At 70.3% G+C, this 19,763-nt stretch carries 17 protein-coding genes and 1 pseudogene; 10 read left to right on the forward strand and 8 right to left on the reverse strand.

Annotated features, from left to right (window positions below; translation table 11 throughout):
• The first annotated feature begins 164 nt into the window (after positions 1 to 164).
• Positions 165 to 1,121 carry a helix-turn-helix domain-containing protein gene (locus AB0D14_RS15690; protein ID WP_362778867.1) on the forward strand — a complete coding sequence of 319 codons (957 nt, stop codon included), beginning with the start codon at positions 165 to 167 and terminating at the stop codon, positions 1,119 to 1,121.
• A gap of 89 nt (positions 1,122 to 1,210) precedes the next feature.
• On the opposite strand, the gene AB0D14_RS15695 is transcribed toward AB0D14_RS15690, so the two are convergent.
• Positions 1,211 to 2,320 carry a Ku protein gene (locus tag AB0D14_RS15695; protein ID WP_362778869.1) on the reverse strand — a complete coding sequence of 370 codons (1,110 nt, stop codon included), beginning with the start codon at positions 2,318 to 2,320 and terminating at the stop codon, positions 1,211 to 1,213.
• 61 nt (positions 2,321 to 2,381) lie between these two features.
• Between AB0D14_RS15695 and ligD the strand changes: the two genes are divergently transcribed.
• On the forward strand, positions 2,382 to 3,263 hold the full coding sequence (gene ligD, locus AB0D14_RS15700) for a non-homologous end-joining DNA ligase (protein ID WP_362778871.1): 882 nt from the start codon (positions 2,382 to 2,384) through the stop codon (positions 3,261 to 3,263).
• A gap of 57 nt (positions 3,264 to 3,320) precedes the next feature.
• On the opposite strand, the gene AB0D14_RS15705 is transcribed toward ligD, so the two are convergent.
• Positions 3,321 to 4,124 (reverse strand): nuclease-related domain-containing protein, encoded by an 804-nt coding sequence (locus tag AB0D14_RS15705; RefSeq protein WP_362778872.1) that lies wholly within the window; start codon positions 4,122 to 4,124, stop codon positions 3,321 to 3,323.
• A 90-nt stretch (positions 4,125 to 4,214) separates the two neighbouring features.
• Between AB0D14_RS15705 and AB0D14_RS15710 the strand changes: the two genes are divergently transcribed.
• The 4 genes from AB0D14_RS15710 (at position 4,215) to AB0D14_RS15725 (ending at position 8,596) form a co-directional block, all read left to right on the forward strand.
• A complete protein-coding gene (locus AB0D14_RS15710) occupies positions 4,215 to 4,721 on the forward strand; it encodes a dual specificity protein phosphatase family protein (RefSeq protein ID WP_362778875.1) in 507 nt (168 codons plus the stop codon).
• A gap of 478 nt (positions 4,722 to 5,199) precedes the next feature.
• Complete coding sequence (locus tag AB0D14_RS15715) at positions 5,200 to 5,568, forward strand: SH3 domain-containing protein (RefSeq protein WP_362778878.1); 369 nt, start codon at positions 5,200 to 5,202, stop codon at positions 5,566 to 5,568.
• Between the two features lie 104 nt (positions 5,569 to 5,672).
• Positions 5,673 to 7,121, forward strand: coding sequence for an FtsW/RodA/SpoVE family cell cycle protein (locus AB0D14_RS15720; RefSeq protein ID WP_362778881.1), 1,449 nt, complete (start codon positions 5,673 to 5,675; stop codon positions 7,119 to 7,121).
• Positions 7,122 to 7,138: 17 nt separating this feature from the next.
• Positions 7,139 to 8,596, forward strand: coding sequence for a penicillin-binding transpeptidase domain-containing protein (locus AB0D14_RS15725; protein ID WP_362778980.1), 1,458 nt, complete (start codon positions 7,139 to 7,141; stop codon positions 8,594 to 8,596).
• Between the two features lie 68 nt (positions 8,597 to 8,664).
• Here AB0D14_RS15725 and AB0D14_RS15730 read toward each other — a convergent pair whose 3' ends face one another.
• A complete protein-coding gene (locus AB0D14_RS15730) occupies positions 8,665 to 9,771 on the reverse strand; it encodes a ferritin-like domain-containing protein (RefSeq protein ID WP_362778884.1) in 1,107 nt (368 codons plus the stop codon).
• A 211-nt stretch (positions 9,772 to 9,982) separates the two neighbouring features.
• On the opposite strand from AB0D14_RS15730, the pseudogene AB0D14_RS15735 reads away from it, so the two are divergent.
• The 4 genes and pseudogenes from AB0D14_RS15735 (at position 9,983) to AB0D14_RS15750 (ending at position 13,535) form a co-directional block, all read left to right on the forward strand.
• Positions 9,983 to 10,920 (forward strand): annotated as a pseudogene (locus AB0D14_RS15735) (diiron oxygenase).
• A 179-nt stretch (positions 10,921 to 11,099) separates the two neighbouring features.
• Positions 11,100 to 11,825 carry a helix-turn-helix domain-containing protein gene (locus tag AB0D14_RS15740; RefSeq protein WP_362778887.1) on the forward strand — a complete coding sequence of 242 codons (726 nt, stop codon included), beginning with the start codon at positions 11,100 to 11,102 and terminating at the stop codon, positions 11,823 to 11,825.
• 68 nt (positions 11,826 to 11,893) lie between these two features.
• Entirely contained in the window at positions 11,894 to 12,244 is a 351-nt protein-coding gene (locus tag AB0D14_RS15745) for a hypothetical protein (protein ID WP_362778889.1), read from the forward strand.
• A 142-nt stretch (positions 12,245 to 12,386) separates the two neighbouring features.
• Positions 12,387 to 13,535 carry an NlpC/P60 family protein gene (locus AB0D14_RS15750; RefSeq protein WP_362778983.1) on the forward strand — a complete coding sequence of 383 codons (1,149 nt, stop codon included), beginning with the start codon at positions 12,387 to 12,389 and terminating at the stop codon, positions 13,533 to 13,535.
• Between the two features lie 71 nt (positions 13,536 to 13,606).
• Here the strand turns inward: AB0D14_RS15750 and AB0D14_RS15755 are convergent, their stop codons facing one another.
• From AB0D14_RS15755 to AB0D14_RS15775, 5 genes are all read right to left on the reverse strand, one after another.
• Entirely contained in the window at positions 13,607 to 14,860 is a 1,254-nt protein-coding gene (locus tag AB0D14_RS15755) for a styrene monooxygenase/indole monooxygenase family protein (protein WP_362778891.1), read from the reverse strand.
• 51 nt (positions 14,861 to 14,911) lie between these two features.
• Positions 14,912 to 15,505: an ATP/GTP-binding protein gene (locus tag AB0D14_RS15760; RefSeq protein ID WP_362778985.1), complete on the reverse strand. Its 594-nt coding sequence runs from the start codon at positions 15,503 to 15,505 to the stop codon at positions 14,912 to 14,914.
• Positions 15,506 to 15,584: 79 nt separating this feature from the next.
• A complete protein-coding gene (locus AB0D14_RS15765) occupies positions 15,585 to 15,986 on the reverse strand; it encodes a DUF742 domain-containing protein (protein ID WP_362778986.1) in 402 nt (133 codons plus the stop codon).
• 5 nt (positions 15,987 to 15,991) lie between these two features.
• Entirely contained in the window at positions 15,992 to 16,492 is a 501-nt protein-coding gene (locus tag AB0D14_RS15770; RefSeq protein ID WP_362778893.1) for a roadblock/LC7 domain-containing protein, read from the reverse strand.
• The gene (locus AB0D14_RS15775; RefSeq protein ID WP_362778895.1) at positions 16,489 to 19,572 is read right to left on the reverse strand and encodes a nitrate- and nitrite sensing domain-containing protein; all 3,084 of its coding nucleotides are present in this window, start codon (positions 19,570 to 19,572) and stop codon (positions 16,489 to 16,491) included. The genes AB0D14_RS15770 and AB0D14_RS15775 overlap by 4 nt, the downstream gene beginning before the upstream one ends.
• Positions 19,573 to 19,763: the final 191 nt, after the last annotated feature.

Genomic DNA, 19,763 nt, shown 5'->3' on the forward strand with positions numbered 1-19,763 from the left:
TGACATACACCTGTGCGCATCGTGTGCATTTCGAGCACGTTTCGACCCCGCAGCACGGAAACAGATTGTCTGCACTACGCTTACCGCCTGTAACTGCAGTAGCTCAGAGTCCGGCTGGGAGGGGCTCGGGCGACGGCCGGGGCACCCTAAGCGGAGGAAGCGCATTGCCCGCGGGAACCTACATCGTGGAGTCGCAGACGACCGGTGAGGTGGATCCACCTGAGCGGACCGACTTCTGGAGCGAGCACATCGGGTCGGTCCAGTCCCGGATGGGGTACAAATTCGCCCGCACCGACAACTTCCGCGGCGAGACGGTCCGCCAGTGCACCGGCGTCTACCAGCTGGTCAAGTTCCGGTCGGACGAGATCGAGTACAGCCGGACCTCGCACCAGGTCCGCCAGGACCCCGACGAGGACTACCGCCTGCTGCTCCCCCTCACCGGGGAACTGGTACTGCGGCAGGACGGCCGGGAGGCGCGGCTGACGCCGGGGCAGGGGACGGTCCTGACCTTCGGAGAACCCTTCGAGTGCCTTCAGGACGCGTCCACCAGGGCGTTCATCTTCACCATTCCCGCGCGTGAGCTGGACGGCCCACTGCACCGTAAGTCCCCGCTGGTCACCGCGCTGGATCTGAGCAGGGGCCTGGGGCGCGTGATCGGCTCCATGCTGAACGACCTGCACAAGGAGCGGGAGACCCTCACCGATCCCCAGTTCAACGCCGTCTCCGACCGCATAGTCGAGTTGCTGTGCATGCTCGCCGTCGGCGACGACCGGCCGGACGCGCCAGGCCATCTGACGGAGGTCGAGGCGGTGGTCCGCCGCCATGTGCGTGAGCACGCGGCCGACCCCGGCCTGACCGGTACCTCCATGGCGCGGGCCCTCGGCTGGTCCCTGCGCCAGATCCAGCTCGCCCTCCAACGCGTTGGCACCACCCCACGCGAGCTGATCCGCGAGGAACGGCTGCGCGTGGTCCGCGACCGGCTTCGGTGCGGCGAGTGTGAGCACCTGACGATCACGGACCTCGCGTACGCCTCGGGCTTCTCCTCCGCGAGCGCGCTCAGCACGGCGTTCAGACAGCGCTTCGGGGTGAGCCCGCGGGAGATGCGGACCGGGACCCGCTGAAACCTTTCGCCGCCCACCGCCCGGCCGCAGCGGACCAGCAACCCGGCAGGTCGGGTCGGCAAGCCGGCGAGCGAGGTCAAGGCCCGGGGTCAGGCCGACGCCCGCTTCCGGGGTGCCGCCTTCTTGGCCCCACCCGAAGCCTTCTTGGCCACAGTCTTCTTGGCCGAAGCTTTTTTGTCCGCGGCTTTGTCCGCGGCCTTCTTCGAACCGGACCCGGCTGCCGACTTCGCCGACGCGTTCTTGGCCGGGGCCTTCTTGGCCGAGGCCCCCGCGGACGTCGACTTCTTCCCGGAAGCCGCCTTGGGAGCGGCCCTGGACGCCTTACCAGCAGCCCCTTTACGAAGAGGCCTGACCTCGGCCCCACCCCCACCGGAGTCGGAGTCGGAATCAGAGCCGGATCCGGAGCCGCCGGCACCCTCCCCCCGCGCCACCCGAGCCTGCCGCACGCTGTTCTCCAACGCCGCCATCAGATCAATGACCTTGCCCCCCGGCTTCTCGGCGGAAGGAGCGTAGGGCGCCTCCTCCCCGGAGGCCTTCGCGGCGATCAGCTCCTCGACCGCCTCACGGTAGTCGTCGTGGAGCTCGGCGAGGTCGACCTCCCCCAGCGTGTCCATCAACGCGTCGGCCAGGTCGAGTTCCTTGTCGCGGACGGTGACACTCGCGTCCGGCGCGACACTGTCGGGCGTACGGATCTCGTCCGGCCAGAGCAGCCCGTGCATCGCGATCACGTCGTCGACGACCCGCAGCATCCCGAGCCGCTCCCGTCCACGCAGCGCGAACTTCGCGATGGCGACCTTGTGGCTGCGCTTCAGGGCCTCGCGCAGCAGGGTGTACGGCTTGGCCGCCGGCACTCCGTTCGCCGACAGGTAGTACGCCGTGCCCATCTGGAGCGGGTCGATCCGCTCGGCCGGGACGAAGGCCACGATCTCGATCGTCCGGGCGGTCGGGATCGGCAGGGAGGCCAGATCCTCGTCCGTGATCGGGATGATCGTGCCGTCCGCGTCCTCGTACCCCTTGCCGATCTCCGACGACGTCACCTCGCGCTCCTCCATCTCGCACACCTTGCGGTAGCGGATGCGGCCGCCGTCCTCGGTGTGGATCTGGCGGAACGAGATCGAGTGGTTCTCCGTGGCGTTCACCAGCTTGATCGGGATGCTGACCAGGCCGAAGGAGATGGCACCATTCCAAATGGATCTCACGTTCGACACCCTTCAGGTAGCTTTCACCTGTTTATTCACGAATACGTGGGATTCTCATCGTATGACGCCAATCACGGAGGTGGCGGGGCGAAAGGTGACCCTGAGCAACCTGGACAAGGTCCTCCACCCCGCGACGGGCTTCACCAAGGGCGAACTGCTGCACTACTACGCGACGGCGGCGGAGGCACTCCTCCCCCATCTCCATGACCGCCCGGTCTCCTTCCTTCGCTACCCGGACGGCCCCGACGGCCAGGTCTTCTTCACCAAGAACGTCCCGCCCGGTACGCCCGACTGGGTCGCCACGACGGAGGTCCCCCGTTCGCAGGGCCCGGCCCGCATGGTCCTGATCCAGGATCTGCCCTCTCTCATGTGGGCGGCGAACCTGGTCACCGAATTCCACACCCCGCAGTGGCAGGCGGACACCCCGGACCTCGCCGACCGTCTGGTCCTCGACCTGGACCCCGGTGCGCCGGCCACGATCGTGGAGTGCTGCCGCGTCGCCCTGTGGCTGCGCGAACGCCTCGCGGCGGACGGCCTGACCGCCTACGCGAAGACCTCAGGATCCAAGGGCCTGCATCTGCTGGCCGCCCTCGCACCCACCCCCTCCACCGAGGTCACCGCCTACGCCAAGGCGCTCGCGGTGGAAGCCCGGGCCGACCTTCCCGACCTGGTCGTCCACCGCATGACCCGCAGCCTGCGCCCCGCCAAGGTCTTCGTCGACTTCAGCCAGAACGCGGCCCGCAAGACCACGGCCGCCCCGTACACGCTCAGGGCCCGCGAGGCCCCCACGGTCTCCGCCCCGGTCACCTGGGACGAGGTCGAGTCCTGCACCACCGCGTCCGGACTGACCTTCCGGGCCGAGGACATCGCGCCGCGCCTGGAGCGCCACGGAGACCTGCTGGAACCGTTGCTCGACACCGGCCGGGCCGGGCCACTGCCTTGACGGTGAAGGACGAAGGACAAAGGGCGACCGGCGATCAGCGACCCAGGTGGCGCGCCCTCAGACCCGTACCCACGTCCCCCGGTCGCGGGCCATGGCGTGCAGCGCCTCGACGTCCGCCGGTTTGAGGACACCCCCCGAGCGGGCCAACGAGGTCACATCGGTGTCCAGCAGGATGCGCACCTCACGCGGAGGTGCCGTCACCGACACGTCCCTGGGCCCGAAGAAAGCCAGTACGGGGTGGACCTCGGCGGTGAGTGCGTACGACGCGCGGTCCGCGACGGCGCGGACCAGCCGCAGCAACGGCCGAGCCTCCCGCCGCCCCACCGTGACCATCGGATCGGCGACGAGAACGCGCTGCTTGCGGGCGTACACCGTGTGGACGGCGAACAGTCCTCCCGGGCCGATCACCAGGTGATGGACGCGGTCCCCGCCGGGCAGCGGCACCGAGTGCAGGGCATGCCATCCGGCCCCCTCCAGCCGGTCCAGTGCCTCGCCCACCGCGAGTTCCGCCGCGAGCGCCCGCCGCCTGGGGTCCGGTCGCATCCGCCGCTGCGGACCCGGCTCGTGGTCGAGCACGCTCTGCAGGGCCTCTCCGGGCCGGTTCGGCGCAAGGTCGTCGTCCGGGTGCAGGGACAGCCGCGCGAGTTCGGCCGGGGTCGGCACCGGCGGCGGCCCGATCGTCACCTCTCCGGTCAGAAACGGGCCGAGCGCATCGAGCACGTCCTCGCGCCGCTCCTCGCTGAGCAGGTTGACCCGGGCCGCCTCCCTGTCGTACCAGGCGACGTTCCTGCCGTCCGTACGGCAGACGTAGAGCCGTTCCTGACCGTGCCGCCAGGTCGGTATGACGCGCAGTGCGTTCATGCACCATCACCCCTCGACCATGGGAACAGGCGGGGTGCTCCAGGGGCAAGAAGCCGGTTACCTTTGGGAGCAGTTGAGGGGGAGGCGCCGTTGCGGGCTCGCAGGAAGCAACCCGATGTGCCGGCCCCGGACAGCCCGTGGAGCGAGATAGTGCCCGGCCTGTGGATGGGCGGACACGAGTACGCGGGCCGGTCGGGAGAACCGGAGTCCGCCGTCGTGCACGACGAGTTCGACCTGGTGCTGACCCTGCTGCGACTACCCGGCCACGGCCCCGACACGGGCGTCGAACACCATGTGTGGCCCGTCCCGGACGGGCCACTGGACGGCACCCAGCTGGCGGGCGTGATGCGGCTCGCCCGGACGGCGGGAGAGGCGCTCGACGACGGCCGGCGCGTCCTGGTCCGCTGCTTCCACGGTTACAACCGCTCGGGGCTGCTCATCGCCCACACCCTGATGCTCGCCGGGCACTCGGCCGACGAGGCGATCCGCCTCATCCGCACCCGCCGCTCCCCGTGGGCCCTGCACAACGACCTCTTCGTGCAGTACCTGCGGACAGGGCTGGCCACCGCCCGGCTCCTTGAGGAGCTGGCCGATTGACGCCCTCGCCTGCCCGAGGGCAGGTGATTCCGGTCCGTACTGCTACGCAGTACCACCACGGGTTCCTGTTTCACGGGCCTCTGCCGACCGGTGAGGGTCGGTCTTACGTGGCCTCCGCAGGCCTGACTTCCCGCCCGTCCGGCGGTAGGCCGGACAACCCCGTTGTCCGGCAAGGCGATCCCAGCCATGCCACTGCGACCCTCTGGGCCGCTATGGGCAGGATGCCCTTCACCTCCACCCTGAAGGGTGGAGCACTGGGCAAGTGTTCGGTAGCCGCTCCACCGCTGTCGACGCCGGCCCGGCTCCGACAGCGGAGCACGAGCGAGCCCGGACGGCGGCATACCCCGTGGCCCAGCGGAGCGCAGGCGAGCCCGGGCGGCGGCATCTCCGATGGCTCAGCGTGGCGGGCGCGCGCCGAAGTGCGCTCTTAATGTGGCGATTAGTCAGTCCTGCCCTCTATTTCCCCGAGGAGACCGCCATGCCCCTGCGTGCCACTCTCATCCGTCTCGGCATAGCCGCCGCCGGCGGCGCTCTCGTCGCCGGTGCCGCAAGCCCCGCCCTCGCGAGCGACGACTGGGGCGACCACCACGGCCACCACGGCCACCACCCCAAGTACTACAAGGGCCGCGTCAACGCGCCCGGCGGCCTGAACCTGCGCGACAGGCCGACCCGCGGCAGCGCCGTCATCGGCTTCGTGCCGCAAGGCCAGGAAGTCTCCATCTTCTGCAAGACGCCCGGCGAGAGCGTCCGGGGCAACCACCTCTGGTACCTCCTCACGGACGGCACCTGGGCCTGGGGAGCAGCCCACTACATCGACAACATCGGCCCTACACCCCGCTGGTGCTGAACGCCCCTCCCTGAGGCCGGACCCCGGCACGCGAGGAGCACCGGAAGAGCCCGATTGTTGCGACATAACAGGACATCGGGCGACCTGCTTGCTAACTTCCGGACATGCTCTCGCCCGGAACGACCGTGCAGGCGGATCCGCCGGCTCCCGTTGTACGCCTCCCCCGGCGCCGTGGCATCGAGTTCACCCTCATCGTCGTGGCCGTCCTGCTCTGCGCGTACGGCTACTGCGCCGTCGGCCTCGCCAGGACCGGATCCGTCCCACCCGGCGCCGCCGGCTACGGCGTCGGGCTGGGCGTGCTCGCGCTCCTCGCACACCTCGCGGTGCGCCTGCGCGCCCCCTGTGCCGATCCGCTGCTGCTGCCGATCGCCGTCCTGCTCAACGGTCTGGGGCTGGTCCTGATCCACCGGCTCGACCTGGAGACCCCGGCCGACCGGACGGCGCCCACCCAACTCGTCTGGTCGACGCTGGGCGTGGGCCTGTTCATCGCGGTGGTGGTGCTCCTGCGCGATCATCGGGTGCTCCAGCGCTACACGTACGTGTCCGTCGTCGCCGCGCTCGTCCTCCTCGTCCTGCCGATCTTCTTCCCCTCGGTGAACGGCGCCCGGATCTGGCTCAGGGTCGGCGGACTCTCCCTCCAGCCGAGCGAGTTCGCGAAGGTCATGCTCGCGCTGTTCTTCGCCGGCTACCTCGCCGCCAACCGCAACGCCCTCGCGTACACGGGCCGGCGGGTCTGGCTGCTCCAACTGCCCACCGGGCGGGTGCTCGGCCCGATCCTCACGGTCTGGCTCCTGAGCGTCGGCGTGCTGGTGCTTGAGCGGGACCTCGGCACCTCGCTGCTGTTCTTCGGCCTCTTCGTGATCCTGCTGTACGTCGCCACGGGCCGCACCGGCTGGATCGCGGTGGGGCTCCTGCTGGCGGCGTGCGGAGCCTTCGCCGTCGGCTGGCTGGAACCCCACGTACACAGCCGGGTCGAGGACTGGCTGCACCCGTTCGCGTCGATCGAGGCTGGCCGGGGCCCCAACCAACTCGCCCAGTCGCTCTTCGCGTTCGCCGCGGGCGGGTTCCTCGGCACCGGGCTCGGCCTCGGCCACTCGATCCTCATCGGCTTCGCGGTCAAGTCGGACTTCATCCTGGCCACGGCGGGCGAGGAACTGGGTCTGGCCGGCCTCTCCGCGATCTTCCTCCTGTACGGGCTGCTGGTCGAGCGCGGCATCCGGGCGGGCCTGGGGGGTCTGCGCGACCCCTTCGGCCGACTGCTCGCGGTGGGACTCTCCTCGATCGTCGCGCTCCAGGTCTTCGTGATCGCCGGCGGTGTGACGGGGCTGATCCCGCTGACCGGGATGGCGATGCCGTTCCTTGCGCAGGGCGGTTCCTCGGTCGTCACCAACTGGATCATCGTGGCCCTGCTGATCCGCCTCAGCGACTCGGCACGCGGCCGGTCCGAGGAGGAACCGCCCGGGGAACGGGACGGGGAACGGCCCGAGAAGCGACACGAGGAACAGCACGAGGAACAGCACCAGGCACCGCACGACAGGGAGGCCTCTCCGTGACGGGCAACGGCAGCCCCATGACCAGGTACGTCCGTCATGCCGCCGCCTTCTGCGCGCTCCTCCTGTTCGCCCTCCTGGTGAACGCCGCCCGCGTCCAGATCGTCCAGGCCGGCACGTACGACGGGAATCCGGCCAACCGCCGCCACACGATCGCCCGCTACGGCCAGCCGCGCGGCGACATCCTCGTCGGCGGCAGGGCGGTCACCGGCTCGAAGGACTCCGGCGAGCGGTTCCGCTACGAACGGAGCTACAAGAACGGCCCCCTGTACGCGCCCGTCACCGGCTTCGCCTCGCAGGTGTACGGGACGGCCCTCCTGGAGGATGCCGCGGACGACGTCCTGGCGGGCACCGACCCGACGCTCTCGCCGTTCCCGCTGTGGAACGACCTCACACGGGCCAGTAGCCCCGGCGGTCACGTGGTCACCACCCTCGACCCGGCGGCACAGCGGGCGGCGTACGCCGGACTCGGCTCGCGGCGGGGCGCGGTGGCCGCGCTCGAACCGTCCACCGGCCGGATCCTGGCCCTGGTCTCCACCCCCTCCTACGACCCCGAGGAGCTCTCCGGGACGGACTCGGCCGTGGCCCGGGCATGGGCGCGGCTGAACGGCGCGGCGGACCAGCCGATGCTCAACCGGGCGGTGTGGCAGACGTATCCGCCGGGCTCGACCTTCAAGGTGGTCACCGCCGCGGCGGCCCTGGACTCGGGTGTGGTGCGCGATGTGGACGAGCCCACCGACCTCCCGGACCCGTACCGGCTGCCGGGCAGTTCGACGCGGCTGACCAACGAGGTCGAGGGGTGCGGGAACGCGTCCCTGCGCTATGCCTTCCAGTGGTCGTGCAACACGGTCTTCGCCGGGCTCGGCGTGGAGGTGGGCCTGGCCGGGATGCGGACGACCGCGGCCGGGTTCGGCTTCAACGACCGGAAGCTGGCGATCCCCTTCCGGGTCTCCCCCAGCACCTTCGACACCCGGGTGGACAGGGCCCAGCTCGCGCTCTCCTCCATCGGCCAGTACAACACCCGGGCCACGCCCCTGCAGATGGCGATGGTCGCCGCGGCCGTCGCGAACCACGGCTCGGTGCGTACGCCGCATCTGGTGGAGCGGACGACCACGGACGACGGCGACACGGTGTACGCCACCGTGCAGCGCACCCTCCGCCAGGCCATGACCCCCACCACGGCCGTACTGCTGCGCAAGCTGATGAAGGACGCCGTGGAGAAGGGCACCGGTACGAACGCCGCCATCCCCGGCGCCACGGTCGGCGGCAAATCCGGTACGGCCCAGCACGGCATCGACAACTCCGGCACGCCGTATGCCTGGTTCATCTCCTGGGCGCAGGCCGAGGACTCCATGGAACCGGCGGTGGCGGTCGCGGTCGTCGTCGAGGGCGCGGCGGCCGACCGGGGCGACATCAGCGGCGGCGGGGACGCGGCGCCGATCGCCCGTGCCGTCATGAAGGCCGTGCTCGACCGGTGACAGCGGGGTGGCGCCCGGTCGGTGAAACGGGGGTGGTGCCCGGTCGGTGAGACGGAGTGGTGCCCGGTCTAGGACTCCGCCCCGGCCTGGATCGCCTGCTCCACCTCGGTGACCCGCGCCTGCTCCTCCGCCGCGAAGCGTTCCGCGTCGAGCTTCTCGGCGAGGTCCTCGTCCTGGGCCATGAGGAGGTCGAGGTTGGTGTTGCCCATGTCGAAGACGCCCATGTCGACGTAGGCCTGCTGGAGGCGTTTGCCCCACAGGCCGATGTCCTTGACGCAGGGGACGATGCGGGAGAACAGCAGCTGCCGGAAGAGGGCGAGGTACTCGGACCGCTCGCTGTACTCCTCGGCCTCCGCTTTCGGAATGCCGAAGTTCTCCAGGACCTCGACACCGCGCAGGCGGTCCCGCATCAGGTAGCAGCCCTCGATGACGAACTCCTCGCGTTCGCGCAGTTCGGCGTCGGAGAGCTGCTTGTAGTAGTCGCGCAGCGCCATGCGGCCGAACGCCACGTGGCGCGCCTCGTCCTGCATGACGTACGCGAGGATCTGCTTGGGCAGCGGCTTGTCCGTGGTGTCCCTGATCATGCCGAACGCGGCGAGGGCCAGCCCCTCGATGAGGACCTGCATACCGAGGTACGGCATGTCCCAGCGTGAGTCGCTCAGGGTGTCGCCGAGCAGCGCCTGGAGATTGTCGTTGACCGGGTAGAGCATCCCGATCTTCTCGTGGAGGAAGCGGGCGTAGATCTCCGCGTGCCGCGCCTCGTCCATCGTCTGGGTCGCCGAGTAGAGCTTGGCGTCCAGGTCGGGCACGGACTCGCAGATCCGGGCCGCGCAGACCATGGCACCCTGCTCGCCGTGGAGGAACTGGCTGAACTGCCACGAGGCCAAGTGCTTGCGCAGTTCGCCCCTGTCGCGGTCGTTCATTCTCGCCCAGTGCGGCGTGCCGTAGATCGAGATCGCCTCGTCGGGGATGCCCAGCGGGTCGTGAGGGTCCACTTCCAGGTCCCACGCGATCCGCTTCTGACCGTCCCACTGCTTGTCCTTGCCCTTCTGGTACAGGGCCAGCAGGCGGTCGCGTCCTTCGTCGTACTCCCAGCTGAACCGTGCCGCGCCGGTCGCGGGCACCTGCCAGAGGGGAGCTCCGGGGTCCATGGCGTACAGGTCGTAGGTCGACATGCTTCGCAGGCTCACACGTAGTAGACGAGGGGTCAACAAGTTGCGCGGAAGGGATTGACGAGCTTGCTGACAAGCAGTCTCATAAGACGTGACCGGCGGTAACCCCGACCACTGGTCCCGATCAGCGACCCTGATCGCTGACCCCGGTCACTGAACCCGATCTCTTTCGGTACGACGAGATACAACGAGGTACGACGAGGTGGGCACAGCCATGACGACCGTGACGGAGGACAGCGGCATCGAGGGTCTGCGCGATGCGCTCGGCCTGCTCAAGGACCGGGAACAGGTGGCCGAGCGGCTGCTCGACTCCACCGCGAAGCACTCCTTCGACCCGGACAAGGAGCTGGACTGGGACGCGCCCTTCGAGGAGGGCAAGTGGTTCTGGCCGCCGGAGCTCGTCTCGCTCTACGGCACTCCGATGTGGAAGCGGATGAGCGAGGAGCAGCGGATCCTGCTCTCCCAGCACGAGGCCGCGGCGCTGGCCTCGCTGGGATCTGGTTCGAGATCATCCTGATGCAGCTCCTGGTGCGGCACATCTACGACAAGGCGGCGACGAGCGCGCACGTGCGGTACGCGCTGACCGAGATCGAGGACGAGTGCCGGCACTCGAAGATGTTCGCGCGGCTGATCACCCGGGGCGGGACGCCGCACTACCCGGTGAGCCGGGCGCACCAGAACCTGGGACGCTTCTTCAAGACGGTGTCCACGACCCCCGGCTCGTTCACGGCCACGCTGCTGGGCGAGGAGGTGCTCGACTGGATGCAGCGGCTCACGTTCCCGGACGAGCGGGTGCAGACCCTGGTCCGTGGCGTGACGCGGATCCATGTGGTGGAGGAGGCGCGACACGTCCGGTACGCACGGGAGGAACTCCGTCGGCAGATGATGACCGCGCCCCGCTGGTCGCAGGAGTTCACCCGGATCACCTCCGGCGAGTTCGCCCGGGTCTTCTCGGTCGCCTTCGTCAATCCCGAGGTGTACGCGAACATCGGCCTCGACAAGCGGGAGGCCATGGCCCAGGTGAAGGCGAGCGGCCACCGCCGCGAGATCATGCAGACGGGCTCGAAGCGCCTGACCGACTTCCTGGACGACATAGGCGTCCTGCGAGGCACGGGCCGCCGCCTCTGGAAATCCTCAGGCCTACTGGCCTGAGCAGCCTGCCCCGAGCAGCCTGGGGACTCGGGGACTCGTGGAAAGGCAGGGGCGCAGCCCCGCCTTTCAGGGGCGCGGGGAACTGCGCGACCAGCCCCCACCGAACCCGCACCCACCCACGAACCCCAGCCAACTCCCACCCCACCCCGCACCCCCCGGGACGGGCTACGCTGCGAGACATGACCTCGCAGGCCCCCACCCGCGCATACCGACGGCTGAGCGTCGAGGAACGACGCAGTCAGCTCCTCGACGCCGCACTGTCGCTGTTCGCGATACGGGCCCCGGAGGACGTCTCGCTCGACGACGTGGCGGAGGCGGCGGGCGTCTCCCGACCGCTGGTGTACCGCTACTTCCCCGGCGGCAAGCAGCAGTTGTACGAGGCGGCCCTGCGGTCGGCCGCGGAGGAGTTGGAGCACTGCTTCGCCGAGCCGCCGGACGGCCCCCTCACCCGGCGGCTCTCCAACGCGCTGGACCGCTACCTCGCCTTCGTGGACCAGCACGACGCCGGTTTCAGTGCTCTGCTCCAGGGCGGCAGCGTGGTCGAGACATCGAGGACCACGGCCATCGTGGACGGCGTACGACGGGCCGCGGCCGAGCACATCCTGAGTCATCTGGACGTCGAGGACCCGGGTTCCCGGTTGCGGATGACCGTCCGGATGTGGATCACGGCCGTCGAGGCCGCCTCGTTGATCTGGCTGGACGAAGAGAAGGAACCCCCGCTGGACGAACTGCGCGACTGGCTCGTCGAGCAGTTCGTGGCATGCCTCGTGGCGACCGCCGCCCGCGACCCCCGAACCGAGGAGGTCGTACGCGCCGCGCTGGCGCTGGAGCCGGCGGACGGGCCGATGGGCTCGCTGGCCCGCCGGGTGCTGCCCGTGGTGAGCGACGCGGCGCACCTGCTGTAACCCTGGGACGCTGACGCTGGGACTGGGACTGGGACTGGGACTGGGACTGGGACTGGGACACTGACTCGGTGAAGAGCGAAGACACTCCCTTCGAGGGTGGCCCTCTGGACGGCCGGGTTCTGCCGATCCTGCTCGGCCCGACCGGGCACCCCCCGAAGGTGTACCGGGTCCCGGTGCCGGACAGCACGGGCGGCCCTCCCACACTTCTCGTCTACCGCCGCGTGCAGGCGGGCGCGAGCAAAAGGCTCGGTCTGCATCAGGGGTGGAAGTACGAGTACGACCCCACCGGCAGGAGCGGCAAGCTCAAGTGGCCGTGGTCCAAGCCGGACGCCGAGCCGCACACCGAGCCGGATGCCGAGCCGGACGCCGACAAGCCAGACACCACGCCGAAGGGCAAGCCGGAGGACACGCACGAGTGACCTTGTTGGGCCGGACCGCCCACGGTCGGCGCGCGCGGCTCGCGCGGGCGTCTGATGCTCACGGTGCGGAGGAGCGGAAGTACCGCCCCGCACCGGAGGTGATGGTGTGTCAGGAAGGTTGCCAGGAAGGTCGACCGGCAAACTGCCAGGAAGGCTGCTTCGACTGGTCTGCACGGCGGCGATCGCGGCGGGCGCGGCCCTCGCACCCGTACCCGTAGCGGCCTCGGCGGTGCCCGAACCCGGTGAGAGCTCCGCACCCGGGGGCGAGCGGTCCGTCGCCGAGCTGCTGACGGACCTTCAGCGGCTGTACCGGGAGGCGGAGGCGGCCACCGAGACGTACAACGCGACCGAGGAGAAGCTGAAGAGGCAGCGGGCCGAGGTCGCGAAGCTCGACAGCCGGCTCGCGTCGGCCCGGCTCTCGCTCCAGGACAGCCGCGGCGCCGCGGGACGCCTCGCCCGGCAGCAGTACCAGGCCACGAGCGAGATCTCCTCGTACGTACAGCTCCTGCTCGCCCGTGATCCGCAGCACGCGCTCGATCAGGGCCACGTGATCCGGCAGGTCTCGCAGGAGCGGGCCGGCACGGTGGAGCGGCTGGCGGGCGACGAGCAGCGGACCGACGAGCTGGCACGCCGGGCCCGCACCGCCCTCGACGGCCAACTCACCTTCGCCGAACGGCAGAAGAAGGACCGCGATCTCGTACGGAAGCGGCTGAAGGACGTCGAGGAACTGCTCGCCTCACTGACCGAGGAACAGCTCTCCCAGGTGGCCGAGCTGGAGAGGTCCGGGGTGGCCGAGGCGCAGGACGAGCTGGTGACGTCGGGCGCGCTCAGCAGCACACGCCGGCCCTCCCGGGAGGGGAGCGAGGCACTGCGGTACGCCGTGCGGCAGATCGGCAAGCCGTACGAGTGGGGCGCCGAGGGCCCGGACTCGTACGACTGCTCGGGGCTCACCTCGCAGGCCTGGCAGAGCGCCGGCCACCCCATCCCCCGCACCAGCCAGGAACAGTGGGCCGAGCTGCCCCGGATCGCCCTGCCCGACCTGCGCCCCGGCGACCTGGTGATCTACTTCCCCGAGGCCACCCATGTGGCGATGTACCTGGGCGACGGCCTGGTCGTACAGGCTCCCAGACCGGGCGCGAAGATCAAGGTCTCCCCGCTCGCGGCCAACCCCGTACTGGGCGCGGTACGCCCCGACCCGTCCGGCGAAACCCTGCGCCGATACACACCACCGAAGCTCCCCGAGGACGCCATGACCGGCTCGGACGCGGGCTACGGCGCGGACGCCCCGTAGGAGGCTGACCGAAGACGCCGCTGGTCTCGTCGGTGTCCCCGGGGACAGGGGCGTCCTGCGCGTCGTACGCGTCAGGCCCCCGCCACGGACTCCAGGTACGCCGCCGTCTTCTCCGGCTCGTAGAAGAAGTTCTCGAAGTCCGACGGGTCGTTGAAGCCGTTGGCGAAACGGTCCGCTGCCGGCTGGAGCCGGCCTGCCGCGCCGATCAGGTTGAGGACATGCTCCGGCGGGGGGCCGAGCATCGCGTTCGTCCACTTGGTGACGTGCTGGGCCGTGTCCCAGTAGCGCTCGAACGTGTTCCGCATCCACGCCTCGTCGAACTCCTTCTCCCCGTGTCCGAGGATCGAGTCGAGATACGAGGCCGCGCACTTCGAGGCCGAGTTGGAGCCCTGTCCGGTGATCGGGTCGTTCGCCACGACCACGTCGGCGACGCCGAGGACCAGGCCGCCGCCGGGCAGCCGGCCGACCGGGTTGCGGACGGTGGGCGCGTAGCGTCCGGCCAGCGTGCCGCCCGCGTCGGTGAGTTCGACCTTGGTGGCCCTGGCGTACTCCCACGGCGTGAACCGCTCCATGAGTTCCAGGGTCAGGGAGAGGTGTTCGGCCGGGTCCTTGACGCCTTGGAAGACGTCCATCGGGCCGCCCGGTACGCCCTCCAGGAAGAGGATGTCCGCCCGGCCGGAGGTGGTGAACGTGGGCATGACGAAGAGCTCGCCGACGCCGGGCACGAGGTTGCAGCGGACCGCGTCGAACTCCGGGTGCTCGGGCCGCGGGCCCAGACCGTGGACGTACGCGACGGCCAGCGCGCGCTGCGGTTCCGTGTACGGGGAACGTGCGGCGTCGCGGCCGAACATCGACACCAGCTCGCCCTTGCCCGCGGAGATGAGGACCAGGTCGTACGTACGGGCGAAGTAGTCGAGGTCGGAGACCGCGGCGCCGTGGATGACGAGCTGGCCGCCGCGCTGCGCGAAGATCTCCATCCAGCCGGCCATCTTCACGCGCTGGTCGACCGACTGCGCGTACCCGTCGAGCTTGCCCACCCAGTCGATGGCGCGTTGCGAGGGGCCCGGGTCGAAGGAGCCGGGGGCCGCGACCGAGACGCCGAGTCCTTCGATCCTCGGGGCCTGGGACTCCCAGAAGTTCAGCTGGAGATCGCGCTCGTGCTGCAGCGCCGTGTGGAACATGCACTGGGTGGACATGACCCGGCCGGTGCGGATCTCGTCCGCCGTCCGGTTCGACATCAGGGTGACCTCGTACCCGTTGGACTGGAGTCCGAGGGCGAGCTGGAGTCCGGACTGGCCGGCTCCGACGACGAGTATCTTCCGCATGCTGGTCCTCACTCTGCGTACGTCTTGTTCCGGGGCCGGCCTGACGTCGGGCTATTCGGGACTGACGTCGAGCGCGTGCCCCACCAGCGCCAGCAGGGTCTCGATCACGGAGAACCTGTGGCGCGCGTCCATGATCATGACAGGTATGTGCCGGGGGATCGTGAGGGCCTCCCGCACATCGCGCGGCTCGAACCTCTCGCTGCCGTCGAAGTGGTTCACGGCGACGACGTACGGCAGCCCGCAGCTCTCGAAGTAGTCGAGCGCCGGCCAGCAGTCCTTGAGACGCCGGGTGTCGGCGAGGACCACGGCTCCTATCGCCCCGCGCACCAGGTCGTCCCACATGAACCAGAACCGCTGCTGCCCGGGCGTACCGAACAGGTACAGCACCAGGTCGTCGTCGAGCGTGATGCGGCCGAAGTCCATGGCCACGGTGGTGGTCGACTTCTCCGGAGTCGAGCTGAGGTCGTCGGTGTCCTCGCTCGCCCGGGTCATCAACGCCTCCGTCTGGAGAGGCGTGATCTCGGAGACCGCGGTGACCAGGGTGGTCTTGCCCACCCCGAAGCCGCCCGCCACCACGATCTTCGTGGCGATCGGAGCGCGCGTCCGGTCCTTCTGCCAGGCCTGCAGCTCCTCGCCGGGCTCCACGCCTTCGGCTTCGGTTGCAGCTTCGGCTTCGGCTTCGGAGAGGCCGGACGATCGGGAGACATCCGCGACGCGGGAGACGTCAGAGACGACGGAGTCCACTCAGCACCCTTTCCAGCAGAGCACGGTCCGGCTGTCCCGGACCGTGACCTGTTCCGTACACACGGATCTTTCCCTGGTCCGCCAGGTCGCTGAGGAGCACCCGGACCACACCGAGCGGCATCTTCAGAAGGGCCGCGACCTCGGCCACCGTACGCATCCGGCGGCAGAGTTCGACGATGGCCCTCATCTCCGGCATCACCCGGGTGGAGAGTGAACCATTCTCCAGTTCCCGGCGTTCCTCCGGGGCTTCGAGCGCCGCCACGAACGTCTCGACGAGCAGCACGTGCCCGAAGCGCGTACGGCCGCCGGTGAGCGAGTACGGGCGTACGCGGGCCGGTTTGCGATCGCCGCCGCGGACCGGCAGTTTGGGCGCGCCACTCACGTCGCTCACTTGGCCGTCTCCATCGTCGTGGCCGTGAGCGACTGGCGCAGCTCGCTGCGGAGTTCCGGAGTCAGGACGTGTCCGGCACGGCCCACGAAGAGCGCCATGTGGTACGCGACGACGCTCATGTCGCAGTCGGGGGCGCCGTGCACACCGAGCAGCGAACCGTCGCTGATCGACATGACGAAGAGCCCGCCCTCCTCCATGGCGACCATCGTCTGCTTGACGGCGCCGCCGTCCATCAGCTTGGCGGCGCCGATGGCGAGGCTGCCGATACCGGAGACGATGGCGGCCAGGTCCGCCGCGGATCCCCGGGGACTCGTGGGCCTCCCGGCGTTCCGCCGCGCCTGCACGTTTCTCCCGGGGTCGGAGGAGAGCAGCAACAGGCCGTCGGAGGACACCACCGCGACCGACAGGAGGCCTGGCACCTCCTCGACGAGGTTCGTCAGCAGCCAGTGCAGATTGCGGGCTTCATGGCTCAGTCCGAAAGTACTGGACGCGGTCAACTGCTTGCCTCCTCGACGGTGTCCCCCTGGGTTTCTACGGCATGTGCGGTGGGTGTCTGCAGCTCCGACGTCTGTTCGGCGATCTCCGCTTCGACATCGCGGCGCCCCTCGGTGGCCCCCCGGTGGAATCCGCCGAGGCGGCGGCGCAGTGCCTCGGCGTCCACGGACGTCCTGAGCGGGCCGCCGGCCGGCGCGGGTGCGGAGATCTTCGGAGTCCGCTTGGGCAGCCCCTTGTCGGTGACTCGTTCCGACGGCTCCTGGGACGCGTGCGCCCCGTCTGCCCCCTGAGGGCTGTCCGGAACTCGCTCGTGGGTGTCGGGGCCTATGGCGTACGGGCCGGTGGCGGACGGCTCGGTGGCGGACGCCTCGGTGGCATAAGGCTCGGTGCCATACGGGCTGTCGGTGTACGGGCCATCGGTGTACGGATCGGTGGCGCGGTGGTCCGTGGTGGCCTGGGCGGGGATCCGGATGGCCGGGTCGCCCGGCGGGGTGTCCGACAGGGCGTCCGACGGGGTGTCCGAGGGGCCGGTGGCTCCGGGGTCGGCGGACTCGTCCGCCGGAGGCACCGGAGGCACCGGCGCCATGAGGACCATGGTCGTCTCAGGGCCGGAGGGCTGGGGCGGGGCGGCGGGCTCGGACGGTTCCCCGGGCTCGGGGGCGGCTGCGGGGGCCGTCGGCTGCGCGACCCCCTCCTCGATGCCGGCCTCACCAGGCGCACTCGCTTCACCGGCCGCACTCGTCTCGTGGACCTCGCTCGTCCCTTCGGCCTCGCGCAGGCTGTCCTCCGCCGCCTCGATCAGCGGGTCCCGGCCCTGGCGGCCGTACAGGACGTTGGAGTTGACCTCGGCGTCCGCTCCCGGGAGCGACATCGTGGCCGCGCCCCCGGTCGTGCGGACGGTGGCTGACGGAGGCACGGCCACGGCGGGCGCGGCGGCGAGCAGGCTCTTGGGCAGGACCACGACGGCCGTGACGCCGCCCTGCTTCTGCTCGCGCAACTGCACCCGTACACCGTGCCGGTGGGCGAGCCGGGCCACCACGTAGAGGCCGAGCCCGAGGCCCTCGCCGCTCTCCTCGTCGTACGCGTCCTCGGGGTCGAAGGCCGTCAGGCGGGAGTTGAGCCGGTCGAGCCGCTCGCCGGTCATGCCGATGCCCTCGTCCTGGACGGAGAGCATGACCTCGCCGCTCTCCAGGAGCCAGCCGGAGACCTCTACGGGTATGTCGGGCGGCGAGAACGAGGAGGCGTTCTCAACGAGTTCGGCCACCAGGTGGCTGATGTCGTCCGCCGCGAACCCGGCGAGGTGCGCGTGCGGCGGCAGCACGGAGATGCGTACCCGCTCGTACCGTTCCACCTCGCTGACGGCCGCGCGGACCACGTCGACCAGCGGGACAGGACCGGGGTGCTGGTGCCCGTGCTCCGCTCCCGCGAGGACCAGCAGGTTCTCGCTGTGGCGGCGCATGACGGTGGCGAAGTGGTCGAGCCGGTAGAGGGTCGCGAGGCGCTCGGGGTCCTGCTCACGCTCTTCGAGGCCCTCGATGACTCCGAGCTGGCGCTCGACCAGGCCCAGGGTGCGCAGGGCCAGGCTGACGAAGGTGCCGTGGATGCTCTGCCGGACCTGCTCCAGGTGGGCGGCCGCCTCGGCGAGTTCGGTACGGAACCTGTCGCGTTCGTCGGCCATCCTCTGGCGCTGGCCGATGAGGTGCTTGCGGTCGCTCTCCAGGGTGGCCAGCCGCCCGTGGAGCGCGAGGGCGTGCGTGTGGAGCGTGTTGACGGAGCGCACGACCTGGGCGAACTCGTCGTTGCGGCCGGTGAACTTGACCGGTTCTCCGGTGCCGGGCTCGTCGGCGAGACGTGCCGAGCCGCGACGCAGGACGGACAGCGGACGGGTGAGCGACCGGGCCATCCCCGTGGAGACGCCGACGGCGAGCAGCATCAGCGCGCCGAGGACCGCGATACGGATCTCCAACGCGGTGACGTCGTCGTCGCGCAGCTGTGCGAGATCCTTGGCCCGCTGGGTGTTGAGGGACGCCTCGACGCCGCGCATCTGCTCGACGCGGGCGGAGAGCGCCGCGTCCAGCTTCTTGGTGCTGGTGGCCAGTTCGGAGTCGGAGAGCGTGGGCTGGTCGACCAGCCGGGCGAGGTACTCCTCGGCGGACGTCACGTCCGGTCCGTTGACCGTGGAGTCGTACGAGGCGCGGTCCGCCTTCGGTGCCACGGCGCCGAAGTCGGCCAGGGCGGCCTGCTCACGGACGTTGGCCTGCTGGGCCGCGGCGGTGAGCGCGTCGCGCTGCTTGGTCTGGGCGGCCGACGACGTGGTGGTCGTGGTGGGCAGGCCCGTGACCGGATCGGTGGTGGTCCGGGTGGTGGTGGGGACGTTCAGTGCCGCGAGGAGGAGACCGCGGGTCGAGGCGGCCTGCTGGACGGCGGTGTCGAGGTCGGCGAGGGCGTGTGCGCCGGAGCCCGCGCGGGGCGGGAGCTCCTCGGCCAGTTCCTCGGCGAGCCCGTGGAGTTCGGTGAGGGCCGCCGAGTACGTCCGGTGCGCTTCGAGAGCGCTGCTCTCTCCCGTGAGTGCCGCTCGGCGGACGGCGGCGATGCCGTCCAGCGTCTCCAGGAAGGCCGCGGGGGCGTCCGCCTCGACGGCGTCGACGCGCAACTCGTCCACCTGGCGGTCCACGCGGGCGCTGCGGCTCTCCGAGGGACCTTCGCCCTTGGGGCGGCCGGCCGCGAGATAGGAGGTGACCTCGTCGCGCTCGTCGGCCAGTGAGTGCGCGAGCGCCAGCGCGTCCTGGGTCCGCTCGGCGAGCGTCACCAGGTTCTGGGTGTCGTTCAGCTGACCGGAGGCGGCGATCACGGACGGTGCGCCCGCTCCGGCGATCGCGGCTGCCACGACGGCGACGGCGACGATCAGCCGACTGCGTACGTGTGCGGGACGACCGCGTCCAGCAGCGTCGTCCCGAGTGTCCGGAGTGTCCTGCGGTGCCGGTGAGTTCGGCACCTGCGATGCCGGTGGATTCGGCGTGTGCCCGGAGGCCTCACCCGAGGCCGGCTGCCTGCCTTTGCGCCGAGGCCGCATTTTCTGCACCGGTGCTCACATTCTTGACTCGTGTCCCCATGGGCCCGGGTGACGAGCCGTCAACTCGCGTGTCGTCCCGGTACGGCTCCCGACCCTCCCAGTGCCGGTGGGCAGTGGTCGCGCATCGCCTGACCCGCCACACGAAGGAGTGAACATCGCCGGGGAGCGGCCCGGCAAGTTCCCGCCGCGCGGGCGACACC

Source organism: Streptomyces sp. NPDC048484 (assembly GCF_040651415.1).
Classification (GTDB): Bacteria; Actinomycetota; Actinomycetes; order Streptomycetales; family Streptomycetaceae; genus Streptomyces.

What these genes read in the sequence shown, in the direction of transcription:
- ligD (WP_362778871.1), top strand. Translation starts at nt 2,382, where the DNA reads ATGACGCCAATCACGGAGGTGGCGGGGCGAAAGGTGACCCTGAGCAAC.
- AB0D14_RS15705 (WP_362778872.1), bottom strand. Translation starts at nt 4,124, where the DNA reads ATGAACGCACTGCGCGTCATACCGACCTGGCGGCACGGTCAGGAACGG.
- AB0D14_RS15715 (WP_362778878.1), top strand. Translation starts at nt 5,200, where the DNA reads ATGCCCCTGCGTGCCACTCTCATCCGTCTCGGCATAGCCGCCGCCGGC.
- AB0D14_RS15720 (WP_362778881.1), top strand. Translation starts at nt 5,673, where the DNA reads ATGCTCTCGCCCGGAACGACCGTGCAGGCGGATCCGCCGGCTCCCGTT.
- AB0D14_RS15725 (WP_362778980.1), top strand. Translation starts at nt 7,139, where the DNA reads ATGACCAGGTACGTCCGTCATGCCGCCGCCTTCTGCGCGCTCCTCCTG.
- AB0D14_RS15730 (WP_362778884.1), bottom strand. Translation starts at nt 9,771, where the DNA reads ATGTCGACCTACGACCTGTACGCCATGGACCCCGGAGCTCCCCTCTGG.
- AB0D14_RS15740 (WP_362778887.1), top strand. Translation starts at nt 11,100, where the DNA reads ATGACCTCGCAGGCCCCCACCCGCGCATACCGACGGCTGAGCGTCGAG.
- AB0D14_RS15755 (WP_362778891.1), bottom strand. Translation starts at nt 14,860, where the DNA reads ATGCGGAAGATACTCGTCGTCGGAGCCGGCCAGTCCGGACTCCAGCTC.